Here is a 21,318-nt window from a genome sequence, read left to right on the forward strand (position 1 = left end):
ACCTGGCGCCGACACCATCAAGCTGTCGCGCGAGCCTGCCACCAGCACCGACACGTCCTCCAAGATCAGCCATGACCAGATCTACAACTGCCGTGACTGAGGCTGGCAGGGTCGCCGGGCCCACTGTGACCGTGGTTGCGCAGAGTGACAGAGGAAGAGAGAACATCCCGCGTCGGCCGTCGGCGCGGGATGTTCGTGTGCGGGCTGCGGGTGAGTGGGGCTGACGCCTAGAGCGGACAACGGACAGGATGAACGACCCTCATAAGCTCGCGGCCAATCCCTGTCCCTGCGGCCGCTTCTCCCGTACCGACGACTTCTGCGAGTGCCCGCCCGCCACGATCCGCCGCTACCAGGCCCGGCTGTCCGGGCCGCTGCTCGACCGGGTCGACCTGCGGGTGGGGGTGGACCGGGTCACCCGCGCCGAGCTCACCGAGCGCGGGGCCCGGGGCGAGTCCACGGCGACGGTCGCCGACCGGGTGCGGGCGGCCAGGGAGCGGGCGGCGGCCCGGATGGCGGGGACCCCGTGGCGGACCAACAGCGAGGTGCCGGGACGGGAGCTGCGCAGCCGGTGGCAGTCGGCTCCCGGCGCGATGGAGGAGGCCGAGCGCAACCTCGAACGGGGTGTGCTGACCGCCCGCGGCCTCGACCGCGTCCTGCGCGTCGCCTGGACCGTCGCCGACCTCGTCGGCCACGACCGACCCGACGCCAGCGACGTCGCCCTGGCCCTGCAACTGCGCACCGGGGTCCCGCGGGGCGTCCCCATGGCCATCGGGGCGCTGACGTGACCGGCGGCGGCGAAGCGGACGGCGAGCGGGTCGGCCGGGTGTTCCTCGGGCGGGTCGTCGAGCCCGGCGACGAGGTCGGCGGGCGGTGGGTGCGGGAGTGGGGGGTCGCGGAGGTGGTGCGGCGGCTGCGCGGGAGAGGGGCGCGGCCCGCCGGCATCAGCGACAAGCGGTGGGCCGGGCTGCTGGCCCGGGCCGAGCGGGCCGAGCCCGAGCGGGACCTCGCCCTGGCCGGGGACGCGGGCATGCGCTTCGTGTGCCCCGGAGACGCCGAGTGGCCGGGCCAGCTCGACGACCTCGGCGACGCCCGCCCTCTGGGCCTGTGGGTACGGGGGCGGCCCAGCCTGCGGATGTGGGCGCTGCGATCCGTCGCCGTCGTGGGCGCCCGCGCCTGCACCGAGTACGGCGCGCACATGGCCGCCACCCTCGCCGCCGGACTCGCCGAACGCGGCTGGGTGGTCGTCTCCGGCGGGGCCTACGGCGTCGACGGCGCCGCCCACAGAGGTGCGCTCGGCGCAGGCGGTGCCACCGTCGCCGTACTCGCCTGCGGCATCGACCGGCCCTATCCGCGCGGGCACGCCCAGTTGATCGGCAGGATCGCGGAACAGGGGCTCGTCGTAGGCGAGTTGCCGCCCGGCGACCATCCGACGCCGAGCCGTTTCATCGTGCGCAACCGGGTCATCGCCGCGCTCACCAGGGGCACCGTCGTCGTCGAGGCGGCGCATCGCAGTGGCTCGCTGGTCACGGCACGCGCGGCGCAGCGGCTGGGGCGCCACACGATGGGCGTGCCGGGACCGGCCACCAGCGCTCTGTCCGCCGGTGTGCACGAACTGCTGCGCGGGGACGCGGCGCTGGTCACCGATGCCGCGGAAGTCGTGGAGCTGGTGGGGGACATGGGAGAGCTCGCCCCGGACCGGCGCGGGCCCGTGCTGCCGCGCGACCTGCTGGAACCCGCCGCCCGCGGTGTTCTCGCCGCGCTGCCCGGCGCCCGCGCGGCGCCGGTGGACGAGATCGCCCGCGGCGCGCAGACGACGCAGGACGACGCCATCGCCAGACTGTACGAACTCCGATCACTTGGTTACGTCGAACGACACGGCGATGGCTGGAAGTTGACACGCCAGGCGTTGATCTCGGTCCGTGGCGAGGGAGGCCGATGTTGACCGAGCGTGTTCGGCCGTCCGAGGGAACCCCGAAGCCCTTGGAAATCCCCGCAGTTGACGTCAGTGACCGATCACGCAGAGCGACCGGCAGGTCCGTGGGGGGTCCTAGCGGAACGTATCTGCGCACACTTCACGCCTTGCCCTTCGCACACCGCGACACTCCAGTCACGCTACGCTCACGAGGATTCCGGCGCAGACCGGCAACTCGACACCAGATCCCCATCAGACCGACAGCTCACCCAGGCAGCCCCACTTCACGGCAGAACGGCACAAGGCGACGAATGCCCCAGCACACCTCCGGGTCCGACCGGGCGGCCATCCCCCCAGCCGCCCGCGACGGTGGCAGCGTGCGGCCGCCCGCTCCCTCGACGCTCGACGAGCTGTGGCGGTCGTACAAGGCGACGGGGGACGAGCGGCTGCGCGAGCAGCTGATCCTGCACTACTCGCCGCTGGTGAAGTACGTGGCGGGGCGGGTGAGCGTCGGGCTCCCGCCCAATGTGGAGCAGGCCGACTTCGTGTCCTCCGGGGTCTTCGGGCTCATCGACGCGATCGAGAAGTTCGACATCGACCGGGAGATCAAGTTCGAGACGTACGCGATCACGCGGATCCGGGGCGCGATGATCGACGAGCTGCGGGCCCTCGACTGGATTCCGCGCTCGGTGCGGCAGAAGGCGCGGAACGTGGAGCGGGCGTACGCCACGCTGGAGGCGCGGCTGAGACGGACGCCGTCGGAGGGCGAGGTGGCCGCCGAGATGGGCATCGCGGTGGACGAACTCCACGCGGTCTTCAGCCAGTTGTCGCTGGCCAACGTGGTGGCGCTGGAGGAGCTGCTGCACGTCGGGGGCGAGGGCGGCGACCGGCTCAGCCTCATGGACACGCTGGAGGACACGGCCGCGGACAATCCGGTGGAGGTGGCCGAGGACCGGGAGCTGCGGCGGTTCCTGGCACGGGCCATCAACACCCTGCCCGAGCGGGAGAAGACCGTCGTCACGCTGTACTACTACGAGGGCCTCACGCTCGCCGAGATCGGCAATGTGCTCGGCGTGACCGAGAGCCGGGTCAGTCAGATCCACACCAAGTCGGTGCTCCAGCTGCGCGCGAAGCTGGCGAGTTTCGGCCGTTGACCGACCCCGTGTTCGCTGCTCTGACCTCGACGAATCGTGCCTGCTTGACCCGAGTCACTCCCGCTGGGGGTGGCACGTCCGTAGAGTGGTTGACGTGCCAAGGATTCGAGCGGCCTCCGTGGCCGAGCACCGGTCGATGCAGCGAGCCGCCCTGCTGGACGCGGCTCGTTCCCTGTTGTCCGAGGGCGGGACGGAGGCGTTGACCTTCCCGGCCCTCGCCGAGCGGACGGGGCTTGCCAGGTCGTCCGTCTACGAATACTTCCGGTCGCGGGCCGCCGTGGTCGAGGAGCTGTGCGCGGTCGACTTCCCCGTCTGGGCGGCTGAGGTCGAGGCGGCAATGGCCGCGGCTCAGGAGCCGGAGGCCAAGGTCGAGGCGTATGTGCGCCGGCAGCTGGCGCTGGTCGGTGACCGGCGACACCGGGCCGTGGTCGCCATCTCCGCGAGCGAGCTGGACGCGGGGGCCCGGGAGAAGATCCGGGCGGCACACGGCGGGCTCGTCGCGATGATCGTCGAGGCTCTCGGGGACATGGGGCACGCCGAGCCCCGGCTGGCGGCGATGCTGCTCCAGGGCGTGGTGGACGCGGCCGTGCGGCGGATCGAGCTGGGGGCTGCGGAGGATCCCTCGGCGATCACGGACGCCGCGGTTTCCATGGCGTTGCGGGGGGTTCGCGGCTGAGTCCGGCGGGGGTGGCTCGCGCGACCCGGTGCTGACGGGGTGCCGCGGGTTGGTGCCGACCGGGGGTGGGTCGCGCAGCCCGGCGCCGGCGGGGCGCCGGCTCTCCGTGGCAGCGGGGCTGCCCCAGCGGCACGACCGCCCGCAGGGTCGACGGCTGCACCGTCTGCCGGGGCGGGCGTTGTGGCTCACGGGAGTGGTACGCCCAGTACCGGGAGCAGTCTCGATCTGCCCCCGTGCAGGAGCCACGGCGGCAGCAGCGACAGCGGGTTCAGATACGTCCTGCCGCTCAGCAGGCCCCAGTGCACGCAACCCGTCGCGCAGTGCGGTCCCGCTTGTTCCACCGTCCCCACCACCTCGCCCGCCGCCACCTCGTCGCCCTTGCGCACCGAGGGGTGCAGCGGCTCGTACGTAGTCCGTAGGGGTGGTGTGCCCGTGGCGGTCAGTTCCACCGAGACCACGCCCCGTCCCGCCACGCGCCCCGCGAAGGAGACCCGGCCCGCCGCCACCGCCCGTACCGGAGTGCCGGGTGCGGCCGCCAGGTCCACCCCGCGGTGGCCGCGGGCGTAGGGCGTAGGCGGGGGTTCCCAGCCGCGCAGCACGGCGGGGCGTGTGCCGACCGGCCAGGCGCGGGCCACGGCAGGCACGGGCGTCTCGGCGCCCACCGTGGTCAGGGGCGTCCCACCGCCCGTCATCGTCAGCAGCAGTGCCGACACCACCGTGGCCACCGCGCTCATCCATCGTTGCGCTCGCATGCCGGAAGGCTCGCCCACCGGCGGAGATCACGGCCGGGATCTGTGGACCACCGCCTGGTTGTGGACAGCCGCGTCACCCGCTGCCTCGCGGGTCCCGTACACTTCTTCTGGCGATCCGGGTCACCGGGTCGACTTCGCACGCCCCGACATCGGGTCGACAAAACGACCTGTTGTCAGCGCTCCTCGGTCCTTTGCGGCACGGCGCACGCGGGCGTCAGGCGCGGGAGCCGTCCGGCTTCCGCGGCACAACCGAGAAACTCAAGGAGAACGGCCATGGCCGTCGTCACGATGCGGGAGCTGCTGGAGAGCGGCGTCCACTTCGGTCACCAGACCCGTCGCTGGAACCCGAAGATGAAGCGCTTCATCTTCACCGAGCGCAACGGCATCTACATCATCGACCTGCTCCAGTCGCTGTCGTACATCGACCGCGCCTACGAGTTCGTCAAGGAGACCGTCGCCCACGGCGGCACGGTCATGTTCGTCGGCACGAAGAAGCAGGCGCAGGAGGCCATCGCCGAGCAGGCCACCCGCGTCGGCATGCCCTACGTCAACCAGCGCTGGCTGGGCGGCATGCTCACCAACTTCTCCACCGTCTACAAGCGTCTGCAGCGCCTCAAGGAGCTTGAGCAGATCGACTTCGAGGACGTCGCCGCTTCCGGTCTGACCAAGAAGGAGCTTCTCGTGCTCTCGCGCGAGAAGGCCAAGCTGGAGAAGACCCTCGGTGGTATCCGCGAGATGCAGAAGGTGCCCAGCGCCGTCTGGATCGTGGACACCAAGAAGGAGCACATCGCGGTCGGCGAGGCCCGCAAGCTCAACATCCCGGTCGTCGCCATCCTCGACACCAACTGTGACCCCGACGAGGTCGACTACAAGATCCCGGGCAACGACGACGCGATCCGCTCCGTCACCCTGCTCACCCGTGTGATCGCCGACGCCGTCGCCGAGGGCCTCATCGCCCGCAGCGGTGTGGCCACCGAGGGCAAGGGCGAGAAGGCCGCGGGCGAGCCGCTTGCCGAGTGGGAGCGCGACCTGCTTGAGGGCGAGAAGAAGACCGAGGAGGCTCCGGCTGCCGCCGAGGCCCCCGCCGAGGCCCCGGCTGAGGCTGCTGCCGAGGCCCCGGCCGCTGAGGCCCCGGCCGCCGAGGCCGAGCAGGCCTGACCCCTCACCCCTTCGGGTCTTTGACGGCGGGGGCCGACCAGCCCCCGCCGTTTGGCCCGTAGATCTTCAGACTTCGAGAGAGATTCCAGGAATCATGGCGAACTACACCGCCGCCGACGTCAAGAAGCTCCGTGAGCTCACGGGCGCCGGCATGATGGACTGCAAGAAGGCCCTGGACGAGGCCGACGGCAACGTCGACAAGGCCGTCGAGGCGCTGCGCATCAAGGGCCAGAAGGGTGTCGCCAAGCGCGAGGGCCGCTCCGCCGAGAACGGCGCCGTGGTCTCCCTCATCGCCGACGACAACACCTCCGGTGTCCTGGTCGAGCTGAAGTGCGAGACGGACTTCGTCGCCAAGGGCGAGAAGTTCCAGGCCGCCGCCAACCAGATCGCCCAGCACGTCGCCGCGACCTCCCCGGCCGACCTGGAGGCCCTGCTCGCCTCCGAGATCGAGGCCGGCAAGACCGTCCAGGCGTTCGTCGACGAGGCCAACGCCAACCTCGGCGAGAAGATCGTCCTGGACCGCTTCGCGCAGTTCGCCGACGGTTTCGTCTTCGCCTACATGCACCGCACCATGCCCGACCTGCCCCCGCAGATCGGTGTCCTGGTCGAGCTGGACAAGGCCGACGCCGAGCTGGCCAAGGGCGTTGCCCAGCACATCGCCGCCTTCGCGCCGAAGTACCTCTCCAAGGAGGACGTGCCGGCCGAGGTCGTCGAGTCCGAGCGCCGCGTCGCCGAGGAGACCACCCGCGCCGAGGGCAAGCCCGAGGCCGCCCTGCCGAAGATCGTCGAGGGTCGCCTCAACGGCTTCTTCAAGGACGCCACGCTGCTCGGTCAGCCGTACGCGCTCGACAACAAGAAGTCGGTCCAGAAGGTTCTGGACGAGGCCGGTGTCACCCTGAAGCGCTTCACGCGTATCAAGGTCGGCATCTGAGTCCGTACCGCGAGCGACGCGCGGGCCCGATAGGGTCGTCAGCAGTCGTCCGGTACGCCGCCACGCACGCGCGTGGCGGACGACAGCAGATCTGACGAGGAGGCCATTGCCGCGCATGGGATGCGAATCGATTCCCATCGGCAGTGGCCTTCTTCGTATGTGCACCACGAGGAGAATCCGATGACCACCCAGAAGAGCGACGACGGCAAAGTACGCGGCCGGTATCTGCTGAAGCTGTCCGGAGAGGCTTTCTCCGGCGGTGGGGGCCTGGGCGTGGACCCCGACGTGGTGCACAAGATCGCCCGCGAGATCGCGGCCGTCGTGCGCGACGGCGCGCAGATCGCGGTCGTCATCGGCGGCGGCAACTTCTTCCGCGGCGCCGAGCTCCAGCAGCGCGGCATGGACCGCGCCCGCTCCGACTACATGGGCATGCTCGGCACCGTGATGAACTGCCTCGCCCTCCAGGACTTCCTGGAGAAGGAGGGCATCGACAGCCGCGTGCAGACCGCCATCACCATGGGCCAGGTCGCCGAGCCGTACATCCCGCTGCGCGCCGTGCGCCACCTGGAGAAGGGCCGCGTGGTCATCTTCGGCGCCGGTATGGGCATGCCGTACTTCTCCACCGACACCACCGCCGCCCAGCGCGCCCTGGAGATCGACGCCGAGGCGCTGCTCATGGGCAAGAACGGCGTGGACGGGGTCTACGACTCCGACCCGAAGGCCAACCCGGACGCGGTGAAGTTCGACTCCCTCGGTTACGGCGAGGTCATCACGCGCGATCTGAAGGTCGCCGACGCCACTGCGATCACCCTGTGCCGCGACAACAAGCTCCCGATCCTGGTGTTCGAGCTCCTGGCCGAGGGCAATATCGCGCGCGCCGTCAAGGGTGAGAAGATCGGCACGCTTGTGGGTGACCAAGTCAGCCACGGCTGATGACCCTGACCGGGGGATGGACAATGTCCTGCCGGTCGGGAACCGTGCAGGAAGAAGACGCGACGCAGCCGGCCGCCGCCCCACCAAGGAACCGCAGCCGGGCCTACTCAAGACACGCAGGAGCAAGTGGTGATCGAAGAGACCCTCCTCGAAGCCGAGGAGAAGATGGAGAAGGCCGTCGTGGTCGCCAAGGAGGACTTCGCCGCGATCCGCACCGGCCGTGCGCACCCGGCGATGTTCAACAAGATCGTGGCCGACTACTACGGTGCGCCGACGCCGATCAACCAGCTGGCTTCGTTCTCCGTGCCGGAGCCGCGCATGGCGGTGGTGACCCCGTTCGACAAGAGCGCGCTGCGCAACATCGAGCAGGCGATCCGCGACTCCGACCTGGGCGTCAACCCGAGCAACGACGGCAACATCATCCGTGTGGTGTTCCCGGAGCTCACCGAGGAGCGCCGCCGCGACTACATCAAGGTCGCCAAGGGCAAGGCGGAGGACGCGCGCGTGTCCATCCGCTCGGTCCGCCGCAAGGCCAAGGACGGCATCGACAAGCTCGTCAAGGACGGCGAGGTCGGCGAGGACGAGGGCCGTCGTGCGGAGAAGGAGCTCGACGACGCGACGCACAAGTACGTCGCCCAGGTGGACGAGCTCCTGAAGCACAAGGAAGCGGAGCTTCTTGAGGTCTGATGAACGACTCTTCCTGGGGGGCGCCGCCACAAGCCGGGTACTGGGGGCCGTCCGACCAGGGGCCTGTCCAGGGGGCTGCCCCGGCGGGTCCCACGTACGATGCGCCTGAGGCGCAGCAGACTCGCCCCATGCCCATCGTGCCCGACGGACCCGCTGTACCTCGATACGGCGACGACCAGGATGACGACCGGGGGGCCGCTCGGCTGAGCGGCCCCTTGTTCCGCGACGAGACGCCGCAGGCGCAGCCCTACCGGGCCGTACCTGAGAATCCGGAGCCCATGCCCGACGCCCCGCAGCCGGCGCCCCAGCCGCAGAAGAAGAGCGCGGGGCGCGACCTGGGCGCGGCCATAGGTGTCGGCGTCGGTCTCGGCGCGGTGATCGTCGTATCGCTGTTCGTCGTCAAGGCCGTGTTCGTCGGCGTGATCGCCGTCGCCGTCGTGGTCGGACTGTGGGAGCTGACCTCCCGCCTCCAGGAGCGCAAGGGCATCAGGGCGCCGCTCGTCCCGCTCGCGGTCGGCGGCGCGGCGATGGTCGTCGCCGGATACGTCCGGGGCGCCGAGGGCGCCTGGGTGGCAATGGCGCTGACCGCGCTGGCCGTGCTGGTCTGGCGGATGACGGAACCGCCGGAGGGCTATCTCAAGGACGTCACGGCGGGTGTCTTCGCGGCGTTCTACGTCCCCTTCCTGGCGACGTTCGTCGCGATGATGCTGACCGCCGACGACGGTCCGGCCCGCGTCCTGACGTTCCTGCTGCTGACCGTGGTCAGCGACACGGGCGCGTACGCCATCGGCTGGCGCTTCGGCAAGCACAAGCTCGCCCCGCGCATCAGCCCCGGCAAGACCCGCGAGGGGCTGCTGGGGGCGGTGTCGTTCGCCATGGTCGCGGGCGCGCTGTGCATGCAGTTCCTGATCGACGACGGCACCTGGTGGCAGGGGCTCCTGCTGGGCCTCGCGGTCGCGGCGAGCGCCACGCTGGGCGACCTCGGCGAGTCGATGATCAAGCGTGACCTCGGCATCAAGGACATGGGCACGCTGCTCCCGGGGCACGGCGGGATCATGGACCGGCTGGACTCGCTGCTGCCCACGGCTCCTGTGGTGTGGCTGTTGCTGGTCTGGTTCGTCGGGTCCAGCTGAGGGGCCGGCCGACGACGGGCCCCGGCCCCGCGGCTCTCGAAGCCCCCTGCTCGTTACGGGCCGGGGGCTTCTGTCCATGGCGGTGCGGTCGGGGCGGTGGGACGATTTGGGTGTACACCCTCAAAGGGGGTTCACCCATGTCCGCCATCCGAGAATCGATCGACGTCGACCGCACTCCCGAAGACGTCTACGCCTACATCACCGACCCGTCCCACCTGCCGGAATGGCAGCTGAGCGCCGTCAAGGCGGAGCCGCTCGAAGAGGGCCCCGTCCATCCCGGCTCCCGGGTCAAGGTCATCCGCCGCATCGGCAACCGCGAGATTCCGATGACCGTGGAGTTCGACGCGATGGAGCCTCCGTACAGCTGGGATCTGCACGGCGTCGAAGGTCCCGTCAGGCCGCGCACCCACGGCCGGATCGAGCCGCTCGACGACGGGCGCCGCTCCCGCGTGACGATAGAGATCGACTTCGAGGGCCACGGCCTCGGCAAGGCCCTGGTGCCCCTCGTCGTCCGTCCCCAGGTCCGCAAGGAGCTGCCCCGGGACGAGCAACTGCTGAAGGAGCGGCTGGAGCAGATGACCGCGTAATCGGGCGGGACTGGCCACACCCAACGATCTGCGACACTGGTATGGCCATGCCTAAGCCCGGAGAACTCACATTCGTCGCCCCCCGCGGAGCCAAGAAGCCGCCGCGGCACCTTGCCGATCTCACGCCTGCCGAGCGTAAGGACGCCGTCGCGGCGGTCGGGGAGAAGCCGTTTCGTGCCAAGCAGCTCTCGCAGCACTACTTCGCGCGGTACGCGCACGACCCGGACCAGTGGACCGACATCCCGGCCGGGTCGCGCGCCAAGCTGCGCGAGGAGCTGTTCCCGGAGCTGATGACGGTCGTACGGCATCTGTCGACCGACCAGGGCGACACCCGCAAGACGCTGTGGCGGCTGTTCGACGGGACGCTCGTCGAGTCGGTGCTGATGCGGTACCCGGACCGGGTGACCATGTGCATCAGCTCCCAGGCGGGGTGCGGGATGAACTGCCCGTTCTGCGCCACCGGACAGGCCGGTCTCGACCGGAATCTGTCCACCGCCGAGATCGTCCACCAGATCGTGGACGGCATGCGGGCGCTGCGGGACGGCGACGTGCCCGGTGGGCCGGCGCGGCTGAGCAACATCGTCTTCATGGGGATGGGCGAGCCGCTCGCCAACTACAACCGGGTCGTGGGCGCCATCCGCCGGCTCACCGATCCCGAGCCGGACGGGCTGGGGCTTTCGCAGCGCGGTATCACCGTCTCCACCGTCGGTCTCGTCCCGGCCATCCACCGGTTCGCCGACGAAGGCTTCAAGTGCCGGCTCGCGATCTCGCTGCACGCGCCCGACGACGAGCTGCGCGACACCCTCGTCCCCGTGAACACGCGCTGGAAGGTGCGCGAGGTCCTGGACGCCGGGTTCGAGTACGTCGAGAAGTCGGGGCGCCGGCTGTCCATCGAGTACGCGCTCATCCGCGACATCAACGACCAGGCGTGGCGGGGCGACCGGCTCGGGCGGCTGCTCAGGGGCAAGCCGGTCCATGTGAACCTGATTCCGCTGAACCCGACTCCGGGCTCCAAGTGGACCGCGTCACGGCCCGAGGACGAGAAGGCGTTCGTCGAGGCCATCGCGGCGCACGGGGTGCCGGTCACCATCCGGGACACCCGTGGGCAGGAGATCGACGGGGCGTGTGGTCAGCTCGCGGCCACCGAGCGGTAGTCTGATCGGCGTACGTACATCTTCATATTCCGACAGGGGAGCGCCACAGCGCTGAGAGTGCGGCACAGGCCGCAGACCCTCTGAACCTGGCCCAGGTCATTCTGGGTAGGGAGATCGGTCGTCACTCTAGCTGTTGCGCCCTGCCCGGAGGGATTCCGGGCAGGGCCGCGTCTCTTCCTGGTCACTCCAGGAGGAATCAGTGAGCATCACCAAGAAGGCCACGGCTCTGGCCGTCGGGCTGGGGCTCGTCACGCTGTCCGCGTGCGGGTCGTCGTCCGATGACGAGCAGAGCTCCGGCGGGTCCAAGACGGTCACGCTCGTCAGCCACGACTCGTGGGCCGTTTCCAAGGACGTCCTCGCCGCGTTCGAGAAGAGCTCCGGTTACCAGGTCAGGGTTCTGGAGGACGGCGACGCCGGCCAGGCCGTCAACAAGGCCATCCTGACCAAGGACAACCCGCAGGGCGACGTCTTCTTCGGCGTCGACAACACCCTGCTGTCCCGCGCGCTCGACAACGGGCTCTTCCAGTCGTACGAGGCGAAGGGCCTCGACCAGGTCGACGAGCAGTACCAGCTCGACCGGGACGAGCACCGGGTCACGCCCGTCGACTACGGCGACATCTGCGTCAACTACGACAAGCAGTACTTCGAGGAGCACGACCTGACCCCGCCGTCGACCCTCGACGACCTGGTCAAGCCCGCGTACAAGGACCTCCTCGTCACCGAGAACGCCTCCACCTCCTCGCCCGGCCTCGGCTTCCTGCTCGGCACCGCCGCGCAGTACGGGGATGGGGGCTGGCAGGACTACTGGAAGAAGCTCAAGGCCAACGGCGTCAAGGTGGTCGACGGCTGGGAGCAGGCCTACAACGAGGAGTTCTCCGGCTCCGCCGGCGGCAAGGCCGCCAAGGCCGACCGGCCGCTCGTCGTGTCGTACGCCTCCTCGCCGCCCGCCGAGGTCATCTACGGCGACCCGAAGCCGACGACCGCGCCGACCGGGGTCGCGGAGGGCACCTGCTTCCGGCAGGTCGAGTTCGCGGGCCTGCTGAGCAACGCCGGGAACAGCGAGGGCGGCAAGGCGCTGATCGACTTCCTGATCAGCAAGAAGTTCCAGGAGGACATGCCGCTGAACATGTTCGTCTACCCCGTGGTCGAGGGGGCGAGCGTGCCTGCCGAGTTCAGCGAGTACGGTCCCGCGGCCGAGGATCCGCAGACCATGGCGCCCGACAAGATCGCCGCCAACCGTGACCAGTGGGTCAAGTCGTGGACCTCGCTCGTACTGAAGTAGCGGTTCCCCGTCGGACGTACGCGGCGCGGCTCGGCCTGATGGCCCTGCCCGTCGCGTTCTTCGGCGTCTTCTTCGCCTACCCCGTCGCCGCGATCGTCGCCCGCGGCCTCAAGGTCGACGGGGCCTGGCAGCTCGGGCGGATCACGGACGTGCTCGGCCAGTCCGACATCCGGCACGTCCTGTGGTTCACCACCTGGCAGGCGCTCGCCTCCACCGCGCTGACCCTGCTGGTCGCGCTGCCCGGCGCCTATGTCTTCGCCCGCTTCGAGTTCCCCGGCAAGCAGGTCCTGCGGGCCGTGGTGACGGTCCCGTTCGTGCTGCCCACGGTCGTCGTCGGTACGGCCTTCCTGGCGCTGGTCGGCCGGGGCGGACTGCTGGACGAGCTGTGGGGCGTACGGCTGGACACCACGGTGTGGGCGATCCTGCTGGCGCATGTCTTCTTCAACTACGCGGTCGTCGTGCGGACCGTCGGCGGCCTGTGGGCGCAGCTCGACCCGCGGCAGGAGGAGGCCGCGCGGGTGCTCGGCGCGTCCCGCTTCGGGGCCTGGCGGCAGATCACCCTGCCGGCCCTCGGCCCGGCCGTGGCCGCCGCCACCCTGATGGTCTTCCTGTTCACCTTCACCTCCTTCGGTGTGGTGCAGATCCTCGGTGGCCCGACCTTCTCCACCCTCGAAGTGGAGATCTACCGGCAGACCTCCGAGATCTTCGACCTGTCCACGGCCGCCGTCCTCACGATCGTCCAGTTCGCGGCCGTCGGCGCGATCCTCGCGCTGCACGCCTGGACCGTCCGGCGGCGGGAGACCGCGCTGCGGCTGGTGGACGCCTCGCAGACCGCGCGCCGGCCGCGCGGGGCCGGGCAGTGGGCGCTGCTGGCCGGGGTCCTCGCCAGTGTCGTCGTCCTGCTTCTGCTGCCGCTGGCCGTGCTGGTGCAGCGGTCCCTCGACGCCCCCGACTTCGGCTACTACCGGGCGCTGACCTCCTCCGACAGCGGTGTCTTCCTGGTCCCGCCGATCGACGCGATCGGCAACTCGCTGGAGTACGCCGCCGTCGCCACCCTCATCGCCGTGCTGATCGGCGGACTGGCCGCGGCCGCGCTGACCCGGCGGGACGCGGGCCGGTTCGTGCGCGGGTTCGACGCGCTGTTGATGTTGCCGCTCGGGGTGTCCGCCGTGACGGTCGGGTTCGGCTTCCTGATCTCCCTCGACGAGCCGCCGCTGGATCTGCGGTCCTCGTGGATCCTGGTGCCGCTCGCGCAGGCGCTGGTCGGCGTCCCGTTCGTCGTACGGACCATGCTGCCCGTGCTGCGGGCCGTGGATCATCGGCTGCGGGAGGCGGCGGCCGTGCTCGGGGCGTCGCCGTGGCGGGTGTGGCGGGAGGTGGACCTGCCGATGGTGCGGCGTGCGCTGCTGATCTCGGCCGGGTTCGCCTTTGCGGTGTCGCTGGGGGAGTTCGGGGCGACGGTGTTCATCGCGCGGCCCGACAACCCGACGCTGCCGGTCGCCGTGGCCAAGCTGCTGGGGCGGGCCGGGCAGCTCAACTACGGCCAGGCGATGGCCCTTTCGACGGTGCTGATGGTGGTGTGCGCGGTGGCCCTGCTGATGCTGGAGCGGCTGCGGGGCGCGGACCGGACGGGGGAGTTCTGATGCTGCTGAGTCTTGAGGGCGCGACCGTGCGGTTCGGCGGGCGGGCCGTACTGGACAGCGTCGATCTGTCGGTCGCCGAGCACGAGGTGGTGTGCGTGCTCGGGCCCAGCGGCAGCGGCAAGTCGACGCTGCTGCGGGCGGTGGCGGGGTTGCAGCCGCTCGATGCCGGGCGGGTGTCGCTCGACGGGCGGGACCAGGCCGGCGTGCCCGCGCATCGGCGCGGGGTCGGGCTGATGTTCCAGGACCACCAGCTGTTCCCGCAGCGGGACGTGGCCGGGAACGTCGCGTTCGGGCTGCGGATGCGTGGGGCGACCAAGGGGCAACGGGCCGACCGCGTAACGGAGTTGCTCGACCTCGTCGGGCTGCCGGAGGCCGGCCGGCGGGCCGTGGCCGCGCTCTCGGGCGGGGAGCAGCAGCGGGTGGCGCTGGCCCGGGCCCTGGCACCCCGGCCGCGGCTGCTCATGCTCGACGAGCCGCTCGGGCAGCTCGACCGCTCGCTGCGGGAGCGGCTGGTGGTCGAACTGCGGGAACTGTTCAGCGAGTTGGGGACGACCGTGCTGGCCGTGACGCACGACCAGGGCGAGGCCTTCGCGCTCGCCGACCGGGTCGTGGTGATGCGGGACGGGCGGATCGCCCAGTCCGGTACGCCTCTTGAGGTGTGGCAGCGGCCTGCGGACGAGTTCGTGGCCCGCTTCCTCGGCTTCGACAACGTGGTGCCGGCGACGGTCGCCGGGCAGGCCGCGGACACGCCGTGGGGCAAGCTGCCGGTGCCGGACGACGCTCCGCAGGGCGCGTGCACGCTGCTCGTCCGGCCTGCCGGGGTGCGGTTGGTGGACGTGGAGGCGGGGCTGCGGTGCACGGTGGCCGCGCGGACCTTCAAGGGCACCCATGTCGCCGTGCACCTGCAACCCGAGGACGCGCCTCGGCTGGAGGCGGCGTGTGCGTTGCGGGAGGCGCCGGGGGTGGGGGACGAGGTGGGGGTGGAGTTCGAGGCGGCCGACGTCGTAGTGCTCGGCGTTCCGCTGGGAGCGCCGCGATAGGTCGGTGGCTGGTTGCGACTTCGTCGTGGCTGGTCGCGCAGTTCCCCGCGCCCCTTCGGGGCGCGGGCAACCCGAGGGCGGCCCGCGCCGGGAGCGTCAGCGGTTGCTGTTCGCCCCGCGTCGGCGCAGGCCGAAGAAGACGGCGCCGCCGCCGACGGCGACCAGGGCGACCGCGATGCCGGCGATCAGGCCGGTGTTGGAGTTCGCGCCGGTCTCGGCGAGGTTGGAGTCACCGGCCGCGGCCGACGGGGCGTTGCTCGGGGTGTCCGCCGGGGTGGTGCTCTCGTTCTCCGACGGCGTCGGGGTCGGGGACGGGGTCTCCTCGGCCGGGGTGGAGGCCGAGGGCGTCGGCGTCGGGGTGTCCGAAGCGGGCGGCGTCTCCTCCTTCTTGCAGGCCGTGGACGGGGTGGTCAGGTTTGGCTTGATGTCCTCGTCGACCTGGTTCCCGGCCTTGACGTGGATGCGGTACTCGGCGTTCGGCTTCCAGTTCTCGGCGAAGGTGATGGTGACGCCCTCGCGCGAGCCCTTGACCGTCTGCTCGCCGATCTTCTTCAGGTCGGCGCCGTTGTTCTGGAGGTAGACGGTCACGACGGCCGGGACTCCGGTCGGGTCCACGTCGGTCACGGTGATGACACCGTTGTCGCCGTCGCACTTGGCTTCGGCGGAGAACTCGTTGATATTGCAGGCGACCGCGTTGCCGGCGACACCGAGCGCGAGCGCGGCCGAGGCGGAGGCAACGCCGAGGGCGCGCACGGAACGTGCGACGGTACGGCGGGATATGGGCAAAGCTGCCAGGACTGCCACGTTGGTCCTTCACATGTTGCGCAAATGCGGGGGGTTGGCGGGAGCGACGGCGCGCGAGCACCATCGCTCCCAGGAGGCTCACAGGTTTATAAGCGCCGCGTAAGCAGTGTCAACGCATATGCAGGCCAAGGACATTGGCTTTGCCCTCTTATTAACCGCCGAGACGTTTCAAGGCCTCCGGAGCCTCCTCGATCCGGTCGACCAGGGCGATACGGGACTCCATCGACCGCTCCCGCGCAAGCGACTGCAACAGGGACCAGGCCGGCAGCTTCTCCGTCCAGTGCGCCCGGTTCACCAGGACCATGGGCGTGGGCTCGCCCCGCGACTCGTAGTAGTTCGGCGTCGCGTTGTCGAAGATCTCCTGTACGGTCCCGGCGGCGCCCGGCAGGAAGACGACGCCCGCGTTGGAGCGGGCCAACAGACCGTCCTCGCGGGTGGCGTTGGCGAAGTACTTGGCGATGTGCGCGGCGAACGGGTTCGGCGGCTCATGGCCGTAGAACCAGGTCGGGATGCCGATCGAGGGGCCGCCCTTGGGCCAGCGGGTGCGGACCTCGAAGGCCGCCGTGGCCCAGGCGGTGATCGACGGGGTGAACTTCGGTGCCGTGGCGAGGAGTTCGAGCGACTCGGTGAGCATGGCGTCGTCGTACGGGGCGGCGTACGCGCCGAGGTTGGCCGCCTCCATGGCGCCAGGGCCGCCGCCGGTGGCGACCGTGAAGCCGGCGTGGGCCAGCTCGCGGCCGAGGCGGGCGGCTCCGGCGTACTCCTCGGTGCCGCGCCCCATCGCGTGGCCGCCCATGACACCCACCACCCGGGCGCCGGACAGGAGTTCGTCGAGCGCGTCCGAGACGGAGTCGTCGTGGATCGCGCGCAGCATGGAGGCGAGTATGTCCCCGTCCGCCTTGGTCCGCTGGAACCAGGCATACGCGCGGGCGTCGGGCGTGGCCTCGTAGCCGCCGTCCGACAGGGCGGCGAAGAGCTCGTCGGGCGAGTAGACCAGACCGCGGTAGGGGTCGAAGGGCAGGCCCGGGATCGGCGGGAAGATGACGGCGCCGTCCGCACGGATCTTCGCGGCCGCGTCCTCGCGCATCGGGCAGCCGAGGAAGACGGCGCCCGTGGTGTCCGTGCCGAGCAGTTCGCGGGTACGGTCCGTCAGGTCGACGGCCTGGACACGGAATCCGGCGAGCGTGCCGCGCGCGGCGACGGTCGCGTCGAATTCCTCCAGCGTCTCGATCTCGCGGTCGTTGTGGTGGGCCGCATGGGCGGGCATCGTCTGCACCCGCCCATGCTAGACAGGGCGGTTCAGCCCGCGACCGCGGCCGGGTCCATCCATACGACCTCCCAGGTGTGGCCGTCGATGTCGTCGAAGGCACGGCCGTACATGAAGTCCATGTCCTGGATCTTGGCCGAGGCGGTGCCGCCGGCGGCGACGGCCTTCTCCACCAGCTCGTCGACCTTGTCGCGGCTCTCGGCGCTCAGACAGATCAGCACCTCGCTGGTCTTCGTGGCGTCCGCGATCTCCTTGTCGGTGAACGTCGCGTAGAACGGCTTGGTGAGCAGCATCGCCACGATGGTCTCGCTGATCACGACGGAGGCCGCGTTCTCGTCGCTGAACTGGGGGTTGATCGAGTAGCCCAGCTCCGTGAAGAACTTCTTCGACGCGTCGAGGTCGGTCACGGGCAGGTTCACGAAGATCATCTGCTGGTACATGGGGGGTTTCTCCCATCGAGGCGGCTGGTCGGTGCTTTCGGTGGGGTAGACCGGGGCGCCCTGGCGAACTCATCGCGGTTCCGTGATTTTTTTCGAGCGGATTTCTCAGCGGGCCAGGGGGAGGGCCGCGAGTTCGGCGACGATCACGGTGAGCGGGCCGAAGACCGCCAGGAGGGCACCGGCCCGCAGGGCGGCGGCACTGCGCAGCATCGTGGCCGGGGCGCCGAGCCGGAGCAGCGCCGCGGTGGTGTCGGCGCGGGCCTGCCGGGCCTCTACGGCGGCGGTCAGCAAGGTGGCCACGGTGCAGCCGGTGACGACCGTCGCGCCGAGGGTGGTCAGGGGGCCGAAGACGGGGGCGGTGCCGGTCGGGTCGTGTACGGCGGCCATGGCGTACGCGGCGGAGGCGACGGCGCAGACGACGCCCAGGGGGCGGCCGATGCGGGTGGCCTCCTCCATGAGGACGCGGCCGGCGAGGAGGCGGAGGGCGCCGGGGTGGAGGGACTGCAGGAGACGGCCGCAGAGGTGGGTGAGGCCGGGGCCGGCGAGGGCGAGGCCGATTGCGGTGAGGGCCCAGCCGACGAGCACGGCGGTGGGGCCTGAGGGGAGGCCGGTGGGCATGGGGGCCGTGGGGTTGGCGGCCGTGCCGGCGTACGCCTCGACGGCCAGGCCTGCGGCGAGGACGGCTGTGCCCCAGGGGAGGCCGGGTGGGGTGGCCGTCGGTGGTGGGGTGTCCGGGGTGGGGGCCGGCGTGGGGGTGGGTTCGCTCGCCCGTGCTTGCGGGGTGCCGCCTCTCTGTGGCAGCGGGGCCGCCCCAGCGGCACGACTGCCCACAGACGGGGCGGCGTTACGCCGACGGGCGCCGAATCTGCCGTACGTCCCGAACGTCTCCCGTGCGCCCGATCTGCCGTACGCGCCGAAGCGGCCGAAGCCCCTGGGGCCTTGGGGCGTGGTCGGCCTCTTCTCCTGTGGGCGGAGCACCACGGCCACCGCCACGGACGCCGCTGCCGGTGTCAGGGACAGCAGGGTCAGGGCCGCCGGGAGTGGCAGCGGCTCGGCCGCGGCGAGGAAGTCCGCTGCCGCGCCGTCGAAGGGCATGCCCGTCAGGTCTCCGCGCAGGTGGAGGAAGAAGAGCAGGGCCAGCATCGAGCCGAGGAGGGTGGCGAGGGCGGTCGTCGTCGCCGAGATCGCCATCAGGCGCACCGGGCCCAGGCCGATCGCCGCGAGGCCCGGGCGGGGCCGGGTGCCGGGGTCGGTGCGGGCCACCGCGACCGCGAAGTACACCGTGGCGGCGAGCGGCGCCGCGCACCAGGTCAGCCGGAGGAACGAGGAGCCGGGGGAGTCCGGGTGGGTGAGGGCGTGGCCGAGGGTGCACAGCAGCAGGAACCCCGTGCCCGCCGACGCCGCCGCGACCAGGAGGCGGCGCAGCTGTACGGCGGGACGGGCGCGGCGGGTCAGACGGAGAGCGAGCACGCGGCCCGGCCTTCCGCCTCGGTGACCGGGGGCAGATGGACCGTGTTCACCCGGCGGCCGTCCAGCAGGGAGACCGTGCGGTCGGCGAGGGCGGCGGTCTCCGCGTCGTGCGTCGCCAGGACGACCGTGATGCCGTGCGAGCGGGCGGCCGTGGTGAGCGTGCGCAGGACATGGGCCCGGTCGGCGCGGTGCAGCGGCGCCGTCGGCTCGTCGGCGAACAGGACGGTCGGGGCGGTGGCCAGGGCGCGGGCGATGCAGACGCGCTGGCGCTGCGCCTGGGTCAGTTCCCGCGGGCGACGGCGGGCGCCGTCGCCGATGTCGAGGCGGTCCAGCCACTCCAGGGCGGCCGTCTTGGCGCGGCGGCGGCCCGTGCCGCGCAGCATCAGGGGGAGGGCGGCGTTCTCCCAGACGTTCAGCTCCGGGACCAGCGTGGGTTCCGGGTCGATCCAGCCGAAGCGGTCGCGGCGCAGTCGCTCACGGGTGATCGGGCCCATGGTGTGCACCGGCACGCTGTTGAACCAGACCTCGCCGCGCTGGGCGGGGACCAACCCCGACAGGCAGCTGAGCAGCGTCGTCTTGCCGCTGCCGCGCGGGCCGCTGACGGCGAGGATCTCGCCCTCCCGCACGCCGAGCGAGACGCCGCCGAGCCCCGGCGAGCCGTCGTGGTGGGTGAAGTGCAGGGCACGGGCCCAGAGCACATCGTTGTCGGGCGGGGCCTCCATGCGCGTACACCTCGTTCTGGTCCGTTTGCCTTGCCATCCCCCGTGCGGGGGAACGACAGCAGGGCCGATCGGTTACCAGGCACGCTAAGGATCCGGGGCAGAAACGCCGGACAGCACGCGGCCCGGGTGCACCCTTCTCACTCGCATGGGTGCACCCGGGCCGCGGAACCGCTGGGGGCCGGGGGCGTGAAACCGCCGGAGGTTACAGCTTCGTCCACGCCTCCGTCAGCGTCGCGCGCAGGATCTGCTCGATCTCGTCGAACGTCTCCTGGTTCGAGATCAGCGGCGGGGCCAGCTGGATGACCGGGTCGCCACGGTCGTCGGCACGGCAGTACAGGCCGTTGTCGAAGAGCGCCTTCGACAGGAAGCCGTACAGGACGCGCTCGGTCTCCTCGTCGTTGAAGGACTCCTTCGTCGCCTTGTCCTTCACCAGCTCGATGCCGTAGAAGAAGCCGTTGCCGCGGACGTCGCCGACGATCGGCAGGTCGTGCAGCTTCTCCAGCGTGGCGCGGAAGGCGCCCTCGTTGTCGAGGACGTGCTGGTTGAGGTTCTCGCGCTCGAACAGGTCGAGGTTGGCGAGGCCGACGGCCGCGGAGACCGGGTGGCCGCCGAAGGTGTAGCCGTGCAGGAAGGTGTTGTCGCCCTTGTAGAACGGCTCGGCCAGGCGGTCGGAGACGATGCAGGCGCCGATCGGGGAGTAGCCCGAGGTCATGCCCTTGGCGCAGGTGATCATGTCCGGGACGTAGCCGAACTTGTCGCAGGCGAAGGTCGTGCCGAGGCGGCCGAAGGCGCAGATGACCTCGTCCGAGACCAGCAGGACGTCGTACTTGTCGCAGATCTCGCGCACCCGCTGGAAGTAGCCGGGCGGGGGCGGGAAGCAGCCGCCCGCGTTCTGGACCGGCTCAAGGAACACGGCCGCGACGGTGTCCGGGCCCTCGAAGAGGATCTGCTGCTCGATCTGGTCGGCGGCCCAGCGGCCGAAGGCCTCCGGGTCGTCGCCGAAGAGCGGGGCGCGGTAGATGTTGGTGTTCGGGACCTTGTGCGCACCCGGGACCAGCGGCTCGAAGGGGGCCTTCAGGCCCGGCAGACCCGTGATGGACAGGGCGCCCTGCGGGGTGCCGTGGTAGGCGACCGCGCGGGAGATGACCTTGTACTTGGTGGGCTTGCCGGTGAGCTTGAAGTACTGCTTGGCGAGCTTCCAGGCGGTCTCGACCGCCTCGCCGCCACCGGTGGTGAAGAAGACCTTGTTCAGGTCGCCGGGCGCCTCGTTCGCGAGCCGCTCGGCGAGCTCGACAGCCTTGGGGTGGGCGTAGGACCACACCGGGAAGAAGGCCAGCTCCTGCGCCTGCTTGAAGGCGGTCTCGGCGAGTTCCGTGCGGCCGTGGCCGGCCTGGACCACGAACAGGCCCGCGAGACCGTCGAGGTAGCGCCTGCCCTTGTCGTCGTAGATGTAGGTGCCCTCGCCCCGCACGATGGTGGGGACGGGGGACTTCTCGTACGAGGACATGCGGGTGAAGTGCATCCACAGGTGGTCGTACGCGGTCTGGCTGAGGTCCTTGGTGCTCACGGTTAT

20 protein-coding genes, 1 pseudogene and 1 riboswitch are annotated in these 21,318 nt (G+C 70.9%); of the genes and pseudogenes, 14 read left to right on the forward strand and 7 right to left on the reverse strand.

Translation table 11 applies throughout. From position 1 onward, the window contains the following. Positions 1–266: 266 nt before the first annotated feature. The 4 genes and pseudogenes from AB0Q90_RS39340 to AB0Q90_RS39355 form a co-directional block, all read left to right on the forward strand. A pseudogene (locus AB0Q90_RS39340) lies at positions 267–785 on the forward strand (ATP-binding protein); the annotation flags it as partial. Further along, positions 782–1,942, forward strand: a complete 1,161-nt coding sequence (dprA, locus tag AB0Q90_RS39345) for a DNA-processing protein DprA (protein WP_363165275.1) — start codon at positions 782–784, stop codon at positions 1,940–1,942. The pseudogene AB0Q90_RS39340 and the gene dprA, both read left to right, overlap by 4 nt. Before the next feature lie 281 nt (positions 1,943–2,223). Beyond that, the gene (gene whiG / locus AB0Q90_RS39350) at positions 2,224–3,066 is read left to right on the forward strand and encodes an RNA polymerase sigma factor WhiG (RefSeq protein WP_363165274.1); all 843 of its coding nucleotides are present in this window, start codon (positions 2,224–2,226) and stop codon (positions 3,064–3,066) included. 118 nt (positions 3,067–3,184) lie between these two features. Then, complete coding sequence (locus tag AB0Q90_RS39355; RefSeq protein ID WP_363165280.1) at positions 3,185–3,742, forward strand: helix-turn-helix domain-containing protein; 558 nt, start codon at positions 3,185–3,187, stop codon at positions 3,740–3,742. Between the two features lie 185 nt (positions 3,743–3,927). Here the strand turns inward: AB0Q90_RS39355 and AB0Q90_RS39360 are convergent, their stop codons facing one another. After that, positions 3,928–4,434, reverse strand: coding sequence for a M23 family metallopeptidase (locus tag AB0Q90_RS39360; protein WP_363165279.1), 507 nt, complete (start codon positions 4,432–4,434; stop codon positions 3,928–3,930). 333 nt (positions 4,435–4,767) lie between these two features. Between AB0Q90_RS39360 and rpsB the strand changes: the two genes are divergently transcribed. From rpsB to AB0Q90_RS39410, 10 genes are all read left to right on the forward strand, one after another. Continuing rightward, the gene (gene rpsB, locus AB0Q90_RS39365; protein ID WP_363165273.1) at positions 4,768–5,652 is read left to right on the forward strand and encodes a 30S ribosomal protein S2; all 885 of its coding nucleotides are present in this window, start codon (positions 4,768–4,770) and stop codon (positions 5,650–5,652) included. A gap of 94 nt (positions 5,653–5,746) precedes the next feature. Next, positions 5,747–6,583: a translation elongation factor Ts gene (gene tsf, locus AB0Q90_RS39370; protein ID WP_363165272.1), complete on the forward strand. Its 837-nt coding sequence runs from the start codon at positions 5,747–5,749 to the stop codon at positions 6,581–6,583. 180 nt (positions 6,584–6,763) lie between these two features. Then, positions 6,764–7,516, forward strand: coding sequence for a UMP kinase (gene pyrH / locus AB0Q90_RS39375; RefSeq protein ID WP_363165271.1), 753 nt, complete (start codon positions 6,764–6,766; stop codon positions 7,514–7,516). 129 nt (positions 7,517–7,645) lie between these two features. Beyond that, positions 7,646–8,203, forward strand: coding sequence for a ribosome recycling factor (gene frr, locus AB0Q90_RS39380; protein WP_363165270.1), 558 nt, complete (start codon positions 7,646–7,648; stop codon positions 8,201–8,203). After that, positions 8,203–9,336 carry a phosphatidate cytidylyltransferase gene (locus AB0Q90_RS39385; RefSeq protein ID WP_363165269.1) on the forward strand — a complete coding sequence of 378 codons (1,134 nt, stop codon included), beginning with the start codon at positions 8,203–8,205 and terminating at the stop codon, positions 9,334–9,336. Before frr ends, AB0Q90_RS39385 begins: the two co-directional genes overlap by 1 nt. Before the next feature lie 137 nt (positions 9,337–9,473). Further along, positions 9,474–9,923 (forward strand): SRPBCC family protein, encoded by a 450-nt coding sequence (locus AB0Q90_RS39390; protein WP_363165267.1) that lies wholly within the window; start codon positions 9,474–9,476, stop codon positions 9,921–9,923. Positions 9,924–9,970: 47 nt separating this feature from the next. Further along, positions 9,971–11,077 (forward strand): 23S rRNA (adenine(2503)-C(2))-methyltransferase RlmN, encoded by a 1,107-nt coding sequence (gene rlmN, locus AB0Q90_RS39395; RefSeq protein WP_363165266.1) that lies wholly within the window; start codon positions 9,971–9,973, stop codon positions 11,075–11,077. A 24-nt stretch (positions 11,078–11,101) separates the two neighbouring features. Further along, positions 11,102–11,207, forward strand: a riboswitch (TPP riboswitch). 69 nt (positions 11,208–11,276) lie between these two features. Next, on the forward strand, positions 11,277–12,359 hold the full coding sequence (locus AB0Q90_RS39400) for a thiamine ABC transporter substrate-binding protein (RefSeq protein ID WP_363165265.1): 1,083 nt from the start codon (positions 11,277–11,279) through the stop codon (positions 12,357–12,359). A gap of 38 nt (positions 12,360–12,397) precedes the next feature. Beyond that, positions 12,398–14,002 (forward strand): iron ABC transporter permease, encoded by a 1,605-nt coding sequence (locus AB0Q90_RS39405; RefSeq protein WP_363165264.1) that lies wholly within the window; start codon positions 12,398–12,400, stop codon positions 14,000–14,002. After that, complete coding sequence (locus AB0Q90_RS39410) at positions 14,002–15,042, forward strand: ABC transporter ATP-binding protein (RefSeq protein ID WP_363165263.1); 1,041 nt, start codon at positions 14,002–14,004, stop codon at positions 15,040–15,042. The genes AB0Q90_RS39405 and AB0Q90_RS39410 overlap by 1 nt, the downstream gene beginning before the upstream one ends. A gap of 96 nt (positions 15,043–15,138) precedes the next feature. On the opposite strand, the gene AB0Q90_RS39415 is transcribed toward AB0Q90_RS39410, so the two are convergent. The 6 genes from AB0Q90_RS39415 to AB0Q90_RS39440 form a co-directional block, all read right to left on the reverse strand. Beyond that, positions 15,139–15,795 (reverse strand): LAETG motif-containing sortase-dependent surface protein, encoded by a 657-nt coding sequence (locus AB0Q90_RS39415; protein WP_363165262.1) that lies wholly within the window; start codon positions 15,793–15,795, stop codon positions 15,139–15,141. A gap of 202 nt (positions 15,796–15,997) precedes the next feature. Further along, complete coding sequence (locus tag AB0Q90_RS39420; RefSeq protein WP_363165261.1) at positions 15,998–17,122, reverse strand: LOG family protein; 1,125 nt, start codon at positions 17,120–17,122, stop codon at positions 15,998–16,000. Positions 17,123–17,145: 23 nt separating this feature from the next. Beyond that, positions 17,146–17,553, reverse strand: coding sequence for a VOC family protein (locus tag AB0Q90_RS39425; RefSeq protein WP_363165260.1), 408 nt, complete (start codon positions 17,551–17,553; stop codon positions 17,146–17,148). A gap of 105 nt (positions 17,554–17,658) precedes the next feature. Further along, positions 17,659–19,023 carry a hypothetical protein gene (locus AB0Q90_RS39430; RefSeq protein ID WP_363165259.1) on the reverse strand — a complete coding sequence of 455 codons (1,365 nt, stop codon included), beginning with the start codon at positions 19,021–19,023 and terminating at the stop codon, positions 17,659–17,661. Continuing rightward, entirely contained in the window at positions 19,005–19,745 is a 741-nt protein-coding gene (locus AB0Q90_RS39435; RefSeq protein WP_363165258.1) for an ATP-binding cassette domain-containing protein, read from the reverse strand. The genes AB0Q90_RS39430 and AB0Q90_RS39435 overlap by 19 nt, the downstream gene beginning before the upstream one ends. A gap of 202 nt (positions 19,746–19,947) precedes the next feature. Further along, entirely contained in the window at positions 19,948–21,312 is a 1,365-nt protein-coding gene (locus AB0Q90_RS39440) for an aspartate aminotransferase family protein (RefSeq protein ID WP_363165257.1), read from the reverse strand. Positions 21,313–21,318 lie beyond the last annotated feature (6 nt).

The organism is Streptomyces sp. NPDC079141 (assembly GCF_040686775.1).
In the GTDB taxonomy this organism is placed as follows: Bacteria; Actinomycetota; Actinomycetes; order Streptomycetales; family Streptomycetaceae; genus Streptomyces.

Coding starts and splice junctions, on each gene's coding strand:
- whiG (WP_363165274.1), top strand. CDS start 2,224: ATGCCCCAGCACACCTCCGGGTCCGACCGGGCGGCCATCCCCCCAGCC.
- AB0Q90_RS39360 (WP_363165279.1), bottom strand. CDS start 4,434: ATGACGGGCGGTGGGACGCCCCTGACCACGGTGGGCGCCGAGACGCCC.
- rpsB (WP_363165273.1), top strand. CDS start 4,768: ATGGCCGTCGTCACGATGCGGGAGCTGCTGGAGAGCGGCGTCCACTTC.
- tsf (WP_363165272.1), top strand. CDS start 5,747: ATGGCGAACTACACCGCCGCCGACGTCAAGAAGCTCCGTGAGCTCACG.
- pyrH (WP_363165271.1), top strand. CDS start 6,764: ATGACCACCCAGAAGAGCGACGACGGCAAAGTACGCGGCCGGTATCTG.
- AB0Q90_RS39385 (WP_363165269.1), top strand. CDS start 8,203: ATGAACGACTCTTCCTGGGGGGCGCCGCCACAAGCCGGGTACTGGGGG.
- AB0Q90_RS39390 (WP_363165267.1), top strand. CDS start 9,474: ATGTCCGCCATCCGAGAATCGATCGACGTCGACCGCACTCCCGAAGAC.
- rlmN (WP_363165266.1), top strand. CDS start 9,971: ATGCCTAAGCCCGGAGAACTCACATTCGTCGCCCCCCGCGGAGCCAAG.
- AB0Q90_RS39405 (WP_363165264.1), top strand. CDS start 12,398: ATGGCCCTGCCCGTCGCGTTCTTCGGCGTCTTCTTCGCCTACCCCGTC.
- AB0Q90_RS39410 (WP_363165263.1), top strand. CDS start 14,002: ATGCTGCTGAGTCTTGAGGGCGCGACCGTGCGGTTCGGCGGGCGGGCC.
- AB0Q90_RS39425 (WP_363165260.1), bottom strand. CDS start 17,553: ATGTACCAGCAGATGATCTTCGTGAACCTGCCCGTGACCGACCTCGAC.
- AB0Q90_RS39435 (WP_363165258.1), bottom strand. CDS start 19,745: ATGGAGGCCCCGCCCGACAACGATGTGCTCTGGGCCCGTGCCCTGCAC.